The sequence below is a fragment of the Pseudoalteromonas rubra genome, assembly GCF_004212645.1.
In the GTDB taxonomy this organism is placed as follows: domain Bacteria; phylum Pseudomonadota; class Gammaproteobacteria; order Enterobacterales; family Alteromonadaceae; genus Pseudoalteromonas; species Pseudoalteromonas rubra_G.
The window spans coordinates 34,621-48,955 of the sequence record NZ_PPUZ01000010.1; the positions used below are offsets into that span (position 1 = coordinate 34,621).

At 51.5% G+C, this 14,335-nt stretch carries 5 protein-coding genes; all 5 read right to left on the bottom strand.

All coding sequences use genetic code 11. From position 1 onward, the window contains the following. Positions 1-2 precede the first annotated feature (2 nt). From C3B51_RS04030 to C3B51_RS04050, 5 genes are read right to left on the bottom strand one after another with little or no spacing between them, the layout of a single operon-like run. Positions 3-3,221 carry a type I polyketide synthase gene (locus C3B51_RS04030; RefSeq protein ID WP_130244252.1) on the bottom strand — a complete coding sequence of 1,073 codons (3,219 nt, stop codon included), beginning with the start codon at positions 3,219-3,221 and terminating at the stop codon, positions 3-5. Positions 3,222-3,234: 13 nt separating this feature from the next. Then, positions 3,235-4,017 (bottom strand): thioesterase II family protein, encoded by a 783-nt coding sequence (locus C3B51_RS04035; RefSeq protein WP_165389110.1) that lies wholly within the window; start codon positions 4,015-4,017, stop codon positions 3,235-3,237. After that, positions 4,001-5,653 (bottom strand): cyclic peptide export ABC transporter, encoded by a 1,653-nt coding sequence (locus tag C3B51_RS04040; RefSeq protein WP_165389111.1) that lies wholly within the window; start codon positions 5,651-5,653, stop codon positions 4,001-4,003. Before C3B51_RS04040 ends, C3B51_RS04035 begins: the two co-directional genes overlap by 17 nt. Next, entirely contained in the window at positions 5,646-11,030 is a 5,385-nt protein-coding gene (locus C3B51_RS04045; protein WP_130244255.1) for a type I polyketide synthase, read from the bottom strand. The genes C3B51_RS04040 and C3B51_RS04045 overlap by 8 nt, the downstream gene beginning before the upstream one ends. A gap of 15 nt (positions 11,031-11,045) precedes the next feature. Beyond that, positions 11,046-14,228: a non-ribosomal peptide synthetase gene (locus tag C3B51_RS04050; protein WP_165389112.1), complete on the bottom strand. Its 3,183-nt coding sequence runs from the start codon at positions 14,226-14,228 to the stop codon at positions 11,046-11,048. Between the last annotated feature and the right edge of the window lie 107 nt (positions 14,229-14,335).

The window sequence follows — 14,335 nt, forward strand, 5'->3', positions numbered from 1 at the left end:
GGCTAAATCCTTTCTTCTTCGTAGCTATCATCAGACGACTCAGAGTCGGCCTGATTGAGCCACTGATGGCGTTCGATCAGTTCCGCAAGCTTGGCAACCGTAGGGTGCTCTAACAGCTCAACTAAGGGGATCTCAACCCCAAACTCGTTAATCAAATCATTTGCCAGTGCAGCCGCAATCAAGGAGTGACCACCCAATTCAAAGAAATCATCATGAATACCTATCTCTCGGATCCCCAGCGCTTTTTGCCAGCTTTTCACCAGCGACAGATGCAACGGCTCTGTCGCCGGGACAAATGATGCATTGACGAACTGACGAGGATTGTCTCCCAGACTCGGCTGGGGCAGTTGGTCCGGCTCAGTGCTGACACAGGTTAGGCCAATCTCGGCATCGCTGTTGTTTTGATGTAGCGCACTGATCTGAGCCTGAGCTGTCTGCAATATATCCAGTATCGCGTCATTGTCGGCACCATCCTGGAGATCAATTTTCAGGGTCATGGCCGCCAGCGGGCCCGGCAGTGTCTGTCCGTTCAGAGCGCTTTGTGGGGGTACGATCACATCGGGTTGCGCCGCAGCCAACCCTCCTGGACGCTCGTCCACCCAGTAACTGTGACGCTCAAACGCATAGCCTGGTAATGTCACTCGCTGCGGCTGATTGGTATACAAGCATGACCACCTGGGTTCAACACCAGCCAGCCATAATCGGGCAATTGCCTGATTGAACTGAGCCCATCCATGCTCGGCCCGCCTGGCAACCGGATAACACGCGATGCAGCTGGTGCCCGGTGCCATATTCATACGTGCCATTTTGGCCAAAGCCTCGCCAGGTCCGACTTCAATCAGTAGCGGTCTGAATTCTTGCGCCACCGTATCCATGCCCGCAGCAAATTGAACGGGTTCGCGCAGGTGTCTGACCCAATAATGGGCATCAATTTCGCTGAGCAACTCACCACTGACGTTGCTGATCAAAGGGTAAATAGGTGGCTGGTATGTAATCGCTTCACAGCGAGCCTGAAACTGCGCCAGAAGCGGCTCCATCATGACACTGTGAAAGGCCTTTTCTGTCTGTAAGCGGGTCGATTGCACCTGCTCAGCCTGTAGCTGTGCCTCTAACAGCTCCACTTCTTCTTCAGGGCCGGAAACCACACACAGATTTGGGCCATTCACCGCAGCAATACTCAACGCTGGCGATAACCTGGCTTTGAGCGCTTGCTCACTCATTGCCACAGACAACATCGCACCGGGAGCGGCCTGATGCATAATGTCACCCCGGGCAATAACCAGCTGTAGTGCATCCTCAAGCGACATTACTTCGGCAATACAGGCTGCAACAAACTCACCCAGACTGTGGCCAATGAGCGCCGCGGGTTTACAGCCCAACGCCATAAGCTGCTTCGACATAGCGTATTCGTAAATAAATAGCAGTGGCTGGGCATAACGGGTTTCATTAGCCAGGACCGGATCAATACCGCTCTCACCGAATAACAAACCGCGTACTTGTTGCGGTAAACCAGGCACAGCCAGGCAGGCATCTACCGCCTCTGTATACGCTTGCATACGGCCATATAAGCCCTGCAGCGCGCCGCTATACTGACTGCCCTGACCTGAAAACATAAAGACATTGTCCAGGCTATTGTTTTTCGCCTGGGCAAAAAAGACCTCATCCAGTGCCTCACCGCTTAGTTTGGCAATGGCATCCTCCGTCGATTGCGCAACGACCACATGGCGATAATCAAAACTCGCACGTGCAGTCTGTAAGGTGTGTGCCACTGCCTGCAGATTGTGTGGCTGCACTTTGAGTTGTTGCGCCAGACGCTGGGCATTTTGCTCCAGTGACCAGGGGGATTTTGCCGAGACGGGCAAAATATAAGGCCCGGACTCCGCTTCAGGCGCTGGCGCCTGCTCCGCTCGCTGTGGTGCCTCTTCAATCACAAGGTGCACATTAGTCCCACCGATCCCAAATGAACTCAAACCGGCAATCCGCGGCTTTTGCTCCTCTACCAACCAAGGCTGAGTGCGCGAGGCAACCGTAAACGGAGAGTGGGCAAAGTCAATTTTAGGGTTCGGCTTGTCAAAGTTTAGGCTCTGCGGAATGGTTTTGTTTTGCATCGCCAGCACCGTTTTGATCAGGCTCGCAACCCCACCCGCCGTCACCAGGTGCCCGATGTTGGTTTTAACTGAGCCAATTGCACAGTATTGGTTTTTATCTGTAAAACGTCTGTATGCTTGTGTCAATCCGGCTATTTCAATGGGGTCGCCGAGCTGAGTCCCTGTACCGTGAGCTTCAACATAAGATACATCACCTGCATCTATATCTGCCATTTCCAGCGCTTCGGTGATCACCTCTGCCTGACCATCCACACTGGGAGCGGTGTAACTGCTTTTATCTGCACCGTCATTGTTGATGGCCCAGCCTCGGATCACGGCAAGAATATTGTCATCGTCTGCGAGCGCGTCTTCCAGACGCTTCAGGATCACCACGCCCAGTCCACTGCCACTGACCGTTCCGCTGGCCTTTTCATCAAATGCCCGACAATGTCCGTCAGCGGCACCGATATTCCCCTCCTGATAGAAGTAGGCCTCGTTACGCGTCAGCTGCAGTGATACGCCCCCCGCCAGCGCCACGTCATTTTGATAGTTCACCAGGCTGTCACATGCCATAGCGATGGCTGCGGCAGATGAAGAGCATAAAGTATTGACGTTTAAGCTCGCTCCCTTAAAACCGAATTTGTAAGAAACCCTGGTGGCCAGGAAGTCTTTGTCGTTGGCTAGCATGGTCTTGAAGGTCCCGACGCTTTCTATAAAGCCAGGATTCGACTTCAAATTTCTGAACATGTAGGCACTGAGTGCACTGCCCGCATAAACCCCAACCCGGCCAGGCACCTTGTTCGGCACATAGCCCGCATGCTCCAACGCATGCCAGCTGGACTCAAGAAACAATCTGTGTTGGGGATCTAACAGCTGTGCTTCGCGCGGGGAAAAGTCGAAAAATGGTGCGTCAAAGCGATCAACATCATCAAGGATCGCATCCGCTGCAACAAACCTCGGGTTGTCAATCAAATGCTCATCTATGCCCATTTCCAATAATTCTTCTTTGCTGAACCGACGCACGGACTCAACCCCATTGGCCAAGTTTTGCCAAAAAGCGTCCAGATCGTCACCGGCTCCAGGGAAACGACCGCTCATACCTATGATTGCAATACTATTTTCATCTTGATGCATAATTCTCTTGCTCTTATTCTTGTTGTAAGGAAATGCGCTCTGAGTCGCTGTTTAACTTAGACTGCACAATGGCCAGAAATCGGGCTCTGCTTTGATGGACAAAAAAGTGTTCGCCATCAATGGCATACGCCTGCACCTCGTGTTCGCAAATTTCTCGCCATGCCATCACATCCTGCAGCGCCACAGCCCTGTCGAACTTGCCTGCCAGTAAAGTGACCGGACACGAGATCTCCGGCCACTGCGCCAATGAGCAGCGTTGCAATAACTGAAAATCATGCTGCATCACTGGCAAATAGCTTTCGCTAAGCTGCTCGGATGAAAAAACAGCGTGTGCCGCCGAATCAAACTGGCTGAGATAGCTGAGCTGCGCATCTTGCTCAGAGGTGTCAAAGTCGAATTGGAATTGCTCCAGCCAAGGGGCCGGATAGGCTGCCAGGATCAGCTGGCGCACTGCTTTGTTCTGTTTGCGTAACTGCTGTTCAACCAGATAAGCACAAAGCGCGCCCATGCTATAACCCAGCAGTATCGTATTTGGGTGCCAGTAGCGCCCCAGCTGATCGCCTAAGTCCACCGCCAACTCAGTCATCGAGTCAGCTAACGCCGTGGCGCTGCGAACCCCATGACCTGGATATTCCACCAGCAGTACCTCGCAATGGGCCGTCAGCGGTAAACAGATCTGCTGCCATTGCTGAGCAAACCCACCGGCATGGGCAAATACGACCAGGCGCGACGGCGCCGAGTTTTCACCCCGATATGGCAACTGAAACAACGCAGAACAATCACGATATGCTTGCAATTTGCACCTCCAGAGGTGAGTCACTCCGTTCCACACTGTGCAACTGACCATCGCGCAACACCACCCGCTGATCGGCCAGGTTTTCATAGCGATCATCGTGACTTATCACAATCACGGTTTTCCCTTGCTGACGCAACATGGGCAGAATTTCGGTGTAAAAGTAATGTTTAAATTCAGGGTCCTGATCGGCTGCCCATTCATCAAACAGGTAAACCGGCTTATCCTGAAGCGTGCAGAGTAAGTAAGCGAGGCGTTTGCGTTGCCCGGTCGACAGATCCAGCTGCGACAAACGCCCGTTGTCATAACTCACTTTGTGATCCAGACGCATCTGTTCAAGCAGCGCTTGAACTTGTGGGTGTGACGCAAACTCGCCGCTGTGATCGATCACTTCTCTAAACAAATAAAAATCAGTAAAAATACAGCCAAATAAATCACGATACTCAGGTGTTTGGGTATCGACAGGGCCGTATGTATCAAATCGCACCTGGCCTTTTTGCACGCCGTATAATCCGGCTATTAATCTGAATAAGGTTGATTTACCACTACCATTGCCACCCACAATGAAAGTGACTTCGCCCCGGTTAAAGGTCAGTGACAGGGGACCTAAGGTAAAACTGTAGTCATCGTTGTCATACTGGTAACTTAGTTGCTCCAGATGCAGTGACTGCCAGTTACTCGGGGGCGGATTAGGGAGCGCCTTATTACTCGACACAGGCGCAGCCACATCCTCATTTACTTGCTGTAATCGCTGATAGCTAACATAGGCGCGGCTGAGCAAGGGCATACTGGAAAAGATGCTTAACAATGGTCCCATCAGGTATAGGATGATCAACACAAACAACACCAAATGCGTGGCGCTTGCGTACCCCGCATCCACCACCATGGCCATAATTCCGATGATGATAAAAGTCGCAGTTTGGCTGGCAACATTGTTAACAGACCACAAGTACTGTGACTTAAATTCGAAACGACGAACCTGCTCAAGCACCGGCAGGATGATTTTATGCTCGAAAAAATGACGGCGGGCATTGCTGGTGGCCAACTCCTTAGCACCAAATATCACGCCCCGGTAGCACTCATACATATCTTCCTCAGCATCTCTGAGCTGCTGATAGAACTGATTACCACGGGCAATGGCAGAGAGTTGAACCAGAATGAACACCCCACCCAAAAAGCCGATGAATGCATAAAACAGTGGCTCTGAAGTAAGCCACATAAAGGTCAAAAGAAAACTCACTATGATCAGGTTGTACAGTAAGTTAGGGATTACAGCGAGTGAGTCTGACAGCGCGTTGATATCTAAAGTCAGACGCGAATATAACTGCGAACTGCCAAGCTGTTCGAGTTTTTCAACGCGTGTTTTTAGCAGCTGTTTGAGCAGCTGCAAACGCAGTGAAGTCAGAAACTGGGTGGATAATCGCGCTACCAAATAATGGCTGGCGGCCAGGCTGATCCCACACAACACGGCGGCGAGGATAAACATCCATGCGCGCCCTTGTGCTTGCTGCGTCATCCCATCGCCCATCCAGATATTAACCCGATACAGTATGGTGGTCATGATCAGGCCGCTGATCACACTCAGTAACAGTGAGTAAGTGATCGTTCGCTTGTGCGCGCTTAGGATCTCCTTAACCATTTTCAGCTCCTTGCGTCGTACGTTTTTTATTGCGCCGTGCCTGACGTGCAGCACGTTGCTGCTGAGCCCGCTGTGCGACTTCATCCAGTGCGGTATCCGCCGCCTCCGTTTTCGGAGCCTTGATGAGGTTGACTATCTTGCTGACACTGGGGTGCTGAAAAAGGCTGGTCACATCGATGTCCAACTTCATTTCCTGCGACAAGAAACGATGGAACTGGGTTAATTGCAGAGAATTTCCCCCAAGCTCGAAGAAGTCATCCTCAAGACCGACTTGCTCAAACCCAAGTAGCGCTTCGAGGTAAGTAACTATCTGCTTTTCCATGCTTGTTTTCGCAGCCTTGTACGGAGTTAACAAGCTGGGGCGGGCAAATCTTTTACGCTGACTGTGTCCACTGAGCTTCGCCAGCGACAGGGCATCATCTTTAAGTGCAACCTGAATGTCCTTACGGCTCACAATCAAATCATGCAACTGCGGCTGTTGCAAAGCTGCCTCAATAAAGGGCCAGGCTTGCTCACTGTCAATCGCTTGCGCAAGTAATTGATCATGTTGCGCCTGTAACGATGATGTCTGAACCTTAGAAACCGAGACTTTACGCATCACGAAGCGCTCAGCACAAGCCAGACAGGCACCGTCCTGATCATACATAGTAACCTTGTAAATCAGTGAGTTATCATCTGATTGGGGCAACAACTCACAATGACTCCAGAACACCGACGGAAGTGCGCGATATACAGTCAGATTATGGTAAGCGACCGGTAAGAAAGCTTCCTTTGTATCCACTATGCGCATAAAAGCGGTTGCACAATCCAACAACGCCGGATGCATCACGGACGCCTCTAAGTCCTGAGTAAATGCCTCATCGAGTGCCAGGCGGGCAAGACCCTGGTTTTCCCACAGGTGTAATTCACTAAGCGTTTGCCAGCGCGGACCCAGTTCTATTGCGGTCGCAGCCTCACTGTCACCATGACCGAAATGCTCAGTAAGCATTTGGTACACTTCGTCTTTCTTGGGCGCCACAAACCGAGTTGTCGCTTGCGCCTTTAAGGTGCTCAGACACACAGGCGCGGGCACCGGCCCCGACACCTTGTGACTTAAGCGACCTTTACAATGCACCACCGCCTGCGCACCTTGTTGACTAGATTCAATGACGAATGACAGCGCTTGTGCATCTTGTGTTGAGGTTGGTTCGACTTTAAGCACCACATCAGCCTGGCTGCCATCTGGTACAGCCAGTGGTGCCAAAAAGTGCGCTTCATGAACGCAAGCGATGTCTTGCTGTGGCAAATTGGCTAAGTGTTGCAGCGCCAGCGACACATACGTCGCGCCCGGTAACGTGGCAACCCCATAGACCAAGTGCTCGGTCAATGCCCATATGGTGTTGGCCTGAAATGTACCCTGATATTCTTCAGCCGACGCTGAGGTACGCTGCAGCCATTGAGACTGCGCAATAGCTATATTGCGCGCCTTTGCCATCATGCCCACATCTCGCCAGGTATCCCAGTTTAGTGCCAGTACCGGAAATGCGTGACCACTTTGTGCTGCAACCTTATCCAGGTATTGATTTGCAATACAGTATTCATACTGTCCGGCACCACCGAGCCAGCTGGTGATAGAAGAAAAGAGCATCACAAAGTCGACAGGCTGTGTCTGACGTTTTGCCAGTGCCAGCACATTGTCTGTGCCTGCCACTTTTGCGGCAAATACCTTGTCGAGCTGTTCATCAGACTTATGGTGATGCAATCCACTGCCTGCGATCCCTGCCGCATGAAATAAACCATTCACTGTGGGCCATTGTTGTGCGACATAATCACCCAAAGCCGCTGCATCTTGCGGATCTGAGATGTTGCATGAACGTACTTCGACCGATGCCGCACTTTGCTGGATCTCACTAAATAATGGTTCTGACAGCAAAGACTGATAGTTATACTGAGTGCCCGCACTGCGACTGATCAGCAATAAATGGGCACGATATTGCGTTGCCAGGTAGTGAGCCAGTGCCAGACCAATACCGCCCACCCCACCGGTGATAATGTAGTAGCCACCCTCACGCAACGTACTGGTTGCGAACGCTGGTAGCTCAAAACGCGAAAATTCCGGCTGCCAAAGTTGCAAACCAGCTCGATACAAAATGTCTGCAGGCTGCAACCGGCTTAAGTCATTCAGCAGCAGTTGCGCGTCGATGTCTGCCGGGTCTTGCACATTTAACAATGAGCTCGACAGGCCCGCAACTTCCTGCCCCAGTACTTTGGCCGCACCGTACAAATAGGCCGTGTTAGGATCAACGTCACCGCCATGCAGTGAGTACATGTCTGTTCCAACCAATTGCCAGTGAACAGGCATAGCCAGGGTACTAAATAAGCCTTTGGCCATCGCCAGACAACGTTTTGCACCTGCTGCCAGTGCGGTTTTTTGCAACGGCCAGAGGTCGACTATACGCGTTACCGGATGCTGTGCCAGCTGTTCTGCCAGGCGCGCCCAGTCTGCCTGAGCCGTTGGGTTGACCGTATAAACACTGCCGCCATGATCCCGATACTCGTTGCCGCTGTGCACCAGGATCAGCTGGTTTGCATGTGCCTGTAAGCTTGCCTGCAAACGACTGCTAAGCGGATCAGCATTGGTCAGCACAACAATTGACTGCTCAGCGATAGTCTGTGGCACCTTCAGAAACGGGTTGACCTGCTGCCATTGCTGTAATGTGGCAGCGACCTCAGTTGATACAGTGGTGGTTCCCTGGGTATCACGCTTCACAACGCCAGGCTCAGGTCTAAACTCGTGTTCGTCAAACACATAAGCAGGTGTGCGTACAAAAGCCACATCGCGCCCCTGATATACCTGTTCCCAGTCTAGTTCAATACCCGCCACATACAGTCGCGCCAACAAATCTAACATGGCGTCAGGGTGTGCCAGGTTGTCCCGGTCCAGCAACGCAGCGGCATTAAAACGCAGTGGATCATAATCCGGGTGCTGGCGAATAAATTGCGTCAACGCTTTTGCTGGACCCACCTCTAAAAACAACGTTTTGTTCTTGCTGAAATGGCTAATCGCGGCCAAAAAGTTAACTGGCTGGCGTATTTGCTGTGCCCAGTAAGTGGCATCTGGCAGCGTTGTACCCGTAAATACAGCTTTGCTACAGCTGGATACCCAGGTGATAGTGGCCGGTGAAAACTGCACCTGAGCAACCCGTTTCTCAAAGTCGTTGAGCACGCCAGCCATGCTCTGAGTATGAAAAGCATGTCCGGTTTTCAATAGGGTATGGCTAACGTGCTGTTGCGCTAGTATGTCCATCAGTGTCTGGATGTCTGCCTCAGAGCCCCCCACCACCGTGCTGTGCTCAGCATTCAGGGCTGCGATTTCTACTCCATCAAATAAATAGGGCGCAAGGTCGTCTGACGACAAACTGACCGCCAACATTTTTCCGCCAGGCGCCGATTGCATAAGCTCTGCGCGCTGACAGACTAAATCGAGCGTTTGCTCCGGCGTCATCATGCCACTGAGGCATGCACAGCTATACTCGCCTAAACTATGGCCGACCATTGCATCGGGTTTAACTCCGGATGTCAGCAAAGTGGCCCCCAGTGCATACTCTACGCTGAAGATCAGCGGTTGAGCATGGATGGTTTCCAGCTCAACACTGTGCTGTTGAGGGTCCAGTAAGTAGGCGCGAAAATCAAAGTCACTGCGCGTTTCGAGATGGCGCAGACAGGTCTCAAGGTGCGCTCTAAAGTGTGCATTACTTTGAAACAGACCACAGGCCATACCCGGATAATGGCTACCCTGCCCGGGGAACACAAAGACCACTTTATCCTGAGCGATAGCACGCCCGGCATACATTAGATCGTTATTAGCGGTTTCCAGATGCTTTGTGGCACTCGGTGCATCAGCGGCTATCAATGCCCGGCGATAGCTAAAGTGCGGCTTGCGACAGGCAAGTGAATAAGCGCAATCAGCCAGGTTCTGATCACCCAAGAAACCGCTCAACCGCTCAGTGTAGGCGTTGACAGACAACTCGGAATTCCCAGACCAGACCAGTAATTCTGTTTGTGGTGCGCCGCTTTTGCGCTGTGTGTGTTGTGGCGCGTTTTCAATCACCGCATGGGCATTGGTGCCACCAATACCGAACGAGCTGATCGCTGCCCGGCGAGTTATCTCATGCCATGTTTGTAATTGCGTCTGTACCTTAAATGGCCCATCCGAAAAGGGGATCTCGGGATTAGGCGTATCATAATGCAGTGATGGCACAAGCATTTGGTGATGAATACTAAGCGCTGCTTTGATAAACCCGCTGATACCCGCAGCAGCATCCAGGTGCCCAATATTAGACTTAACCGAGCCTATGCTGATATGTTCCCGCGCCCCCTGGTATACCTGGTTGAGCGCCTGGACCTCAATCGGATCACCAAGGCGAGTGGCTGTGCCGTGGGCTTCGACCATGCCAATACTGGCCGGGTCTATTTCTGCAACATCCAGCACCTGGCGCAGCACTTTTGCCTGACCATTTACACTCGGAGCGGTAAAACCCGCTTTATCACTGCCATCGTTGTTGATCGAGGTCCCTTTTATCACCGCATAAATCAAATCATCATCCTGAAGGGCATCTTCCAGGCGCTTTAACGTCACCATCCCCATACCATCGCCGGGTACAGTGCCATCTCCTCGCGCATCAAAGGGTCTGCAATGACCGTCTGCGGACAGGATCATACCTGCCTGATACTGATATCCGCTGCGATCAGCGCTACTGGCATCACCGCCACTGTAAATCGCAACACCGCCGGCCAGTGCCAGGTCACACTCACCCGCCAGCAATGATTGCACCGCCTGATGCAGTGCCACTAACGACGTAGAACACGCAGTTTGTATTGTGACAGCCGGCCCGGTCAGACCTAACTTATAAGCACAGCGCGTGGCCAGAAACTCACGGCCATTCAGACTGCTGATCTCATAGTTCTGAGCAAAGTCAGTTGCCATACTGGCTAAATTGGGTGCCAGCCAGAACGGGTTGTTGCCAGCGCCTGCAAACAGGCCAACCTGAATATCACTGGTAGCCTGTGCATAGCCAGCATCATCCAGTGCCCAGTAGCTGAGCTGATGGATCTTGCGTAACTGAGGATCCATGATGTCCGCTTCTCTGGAAGAGTATCCAAAGAATTCATGATCGAAGTTATAACAGCCGTTAAACAGGCCCTTGCGTGCCACATAATGTTCCGATCCTCTGACACTTTTCGCTATCCCCGCGGCCTGCAACTGAGCATCGCTTAATGCTGTTATACCCTCTTTACCCTGTTGCAACATGGCCCAAAATTCATCAATGTTTGCCGCGCCGGGAAACTGTCCGGCCATACCGATTACTGCTATTTCAAGTCCCGTGTACTGTTCCATTTATTACATCCCCAGTTATTCTGCCGTTGCTCTGCTCTTACGTCGCGCACTCAGGCGTCGTCGGCCAGCTTGCAACGACTGCTTCTGACTTGCACTGTTACTAACCATGGTGCTCGCTGTTACATCACTGTGTGCCAGTTTGTGAGCCAGGCTTCTTACCGTTGGGTTAGCAAATACGTCTACAGTTAAAATGGCACGTTTTATTTGTGTGTTTATTTGTGCCGTAAAGTTAACTACATCTAACGATGACGCCCCCATATCAAAGAAGTTATCGTCTACAGAGAAGTCGTTTCTTCCCAGCATCTGCTGCCAGGTTTCCAGTAAAATTTGTTCTATTTGGTTATCTGAAACGACCGCTGGCCCAGTCGATTCCCAGCCAATGGCAGGGAACGCATTCACAGCCACTTTGCCGCTGTCATTTAGCGGGAAGGTGTCCAGGCACTCAAACCGTGTTGGGATCAGATAGGCAGGCAGTGATTGCTTAAGTTGCGCCACAGCCCGTGCTTCATTAAATATCGCTCGCGGCGTTTTAAGGTACGCAACCAGAACCTCATTGTGGGTATCCGCTCTGGTTACTAAAGTGACATACGCGTCCTCAACATTCTCAATGGCGCGCAGCTTAGACTCTATCTCCGCAAGCTCAACTCGCACGCCCCGAAACTTGATTTGCCTGTCGTTCCTGCCGACATAGATCAGTTGATTGTCGGCATTCAGATACGCCTGATCACCAGTGTGATAAACGCGCTGTGGATGGTGCCCGCCAAGTTCTAAGGTGGTAAACTTTTGCTTAGTCAGAGCTGGATTTTGCCAGTACCCCTGAGCCAGACAAGGGCCAGTAAGTACCAGCTCACCTGTAACCAGCGGTGGCATAAGCTGTCCCTGTGGATTAACCACATAGGCCTGACTATGTGTCAAAGGCCTGCCAATGCTCACTTCTGCGCCAGCTTGAAACTGCATGACCGTTGCCCAGATAGTGGCTTCTGTCGGGCCATAAAAGTTAAATAAACGATTACCCGATGTGCTCAGGGCAGCAGCCAGATCCGGGCCAAGCGCTTCGCCACCGCACAACAGGGTGAGATCCGCTCTGGGGGACCAGCCACTGTTCAGCAATACCCGCCAGGCTGTTGGAGTGGCCTGAATGGTGTTAATCCCGGTGTTACTGAGTAGCGCTTGCAAGTGCTCGGGACGCTGAAACAACCCCTCTTCACTCACGTACACGTCCTGACCATAGAGGATTGGATAAACCAGCTCCAGAATCGAGATATCAAACCCCACTGTGGTACTGGCCAGCCAGAATGCGCCTTGCGAGGTGCCGAGTGCGCCGTGCATCGCGCTCAAAAATGCCGCCAACGCGCGATGGCTGACCATCACGCCTTTAGGTGCGCCCGTTGTGCCTGAGGTATAGATAATGTACGCCAGGCTGTCAGGAGAGATAGACCAGCTCAGAGGCGCTGCATCGCTGAGCTGCACCTCATCTAATGCGGCACTGATGACCTGCACAGCGTGTTCACATTCGGCCTGTTGCTGATAGTCACTTACGATTACCTGCGGGTGACTATCATTAAGCACATATGACACTCTCTCATCAGGCCAGGCGCGTGATAACGGCACATACACCGCCTGCAATTGCCAGATTGCAAACAACCAGGCTGGCAGGTTTGCATCTCGTTTAAGGTTCAGAGCAACCCGATCACCCGCCTTAACGCCGTGTTGTTGCAACTTGATTGTCGCTTTGTGGACGGTATTTTTAAACTGCTCCCCACTTAAGCACATAGCATTGCAACGCACTTGCTGTGTAAAAGCGCTCTTCTGAGCCGTCAACTGAGCCAGGGAGTCGGGCACATACGTGTTATCAGGTTGCATATTGAAGCGCTCCCAGCCGCGCAGATCTGCTGCGCTTAATACTGGTGCAGCCATAATCGGTTGCTCAAAGTGCTCGACAAACCAGTCTATCAGGGTGATCAGGCGCAGTAAAAAAGCATCAGCTTGCTCAGCATCAGCAAACACATCGCTATGAAAATCCGCGTGCAGTTCCAGCCTCTGCTGCTCTCCGTAATCACATAAGGTAATGATAAGAGCAGACTTTTGATACTGAGAATGCCAAAAATGCGTTTCCCCATCGATGAGTTCGGCATCAATTTTGTACGATAACTTTTGGTAGTTGAGCTCAATATCATAAAGCAAAGAACGCTCGGCACGATCGTATGATGCCAATTGATTAAGCTCGGCAATAGGCAATTTCTGATGACGAAACTCTTTGCGCTTTTGTTCATGCAACCATTGAAACAGCTCGCTCACCTGCCAGTCTGGTTCAAGCTCGACTTTTGAAACGCCCATACTGAGAAAGTTACCATAACTGCGCTTTAACCCCGCAGTAGAGCGATTGTGCAGCGGCTGCCCCACCAGAAATTTGCTTTGCTGAGTGGTCTGAAAGAAATACACTGACAAAGCCGCCATCAGCATTGACTGTAAACTGACAGGGATAGTGTGACGATTTTCAGCACGCCAGTGCATCGCATGCTGCTGCGTAATATGGCGACTCACGCGATGGCTGCGATAATCTTGTGCCAGGTCACCACTGTGATGTTTGTTGCCAAACACCAAAGGAGGCAAAGTAGCCAGTTCATTTTGCCAGAACTGACGGGATTTGCTCAGGTCGCGACCCGCTTTTTGCGCCCCCAGCGCAGTTAGAAAATCGATCGACTCTATGGCGTCTAGCGCTTCAGCCCCACGCAACAAGTTACTGTAAATTCGACACACATCTTTGAGCCATAAAGTATAGCCCCACCCGTCCGTGATCAGGTGATGTGCCAGACAAACATACCAATATTCCTCGTTTGCCAGCTTAAACAAACAAGTTCGATAAAGTATGTCCTTATCCAGCTCGAAGCGTTTACTGTAGAGGCATTTCAAGCGTGCCAGCGCACTGGCGGTTGGATCTTCATCGGTGCTGAAATCAACAAACTCAATCTGTCCTCGAGTCTGTCTGATCTGTTGCGACAGCCCAGATTGCTGCTCACTAAAACTGAGTCCGAAAATATCAAACCGGTTTTCTAACACGGATTGCGCCTGACAAAAAACCTCAACATCGATCGCTTGTCTAAAAATCGCATAACCACCGATATTAAACATAGGCAAATCGTCAAAGATTTTCTGTTCGACAAAAATATCTTTCTGATTGGGAGCTAATCTATTCACCTGCACTCACCTTTTTTCAACATGCAAAAGCCGATTGGCTGCCCCCCACGGGCGCAGCCTCACTAAGCGCAATATCAACGCAGTGATCTTGCTATAAACAAATGCGT

What these genes read in the sequence shown, in the direction of transcription:
- C3B51_RS04030 (WP_130244252.1), bottom strand. Translation starts at nt 3,221, where the DNA reads ATGCATCAAGATGAAAATAGTATTGCAATCATAGGTATGAGCGGTCGT.
- C3B51_RS04040 (WP_165389111.1), bottom strand. Translation starts at nt 5,653, where the DNA reads ATGGTTAAGGAGATCCTAAGCGCGCACAAGCGAACGATCACTTACTCA.
- C3B51_RS04045 (WP_130244255.1), bottom strand. Translation starts at nt 11,030, where the DNA reads ATGGAACAGTACACGGGACTTGAAATAGCAGTAATCGGTATGGCCGGA.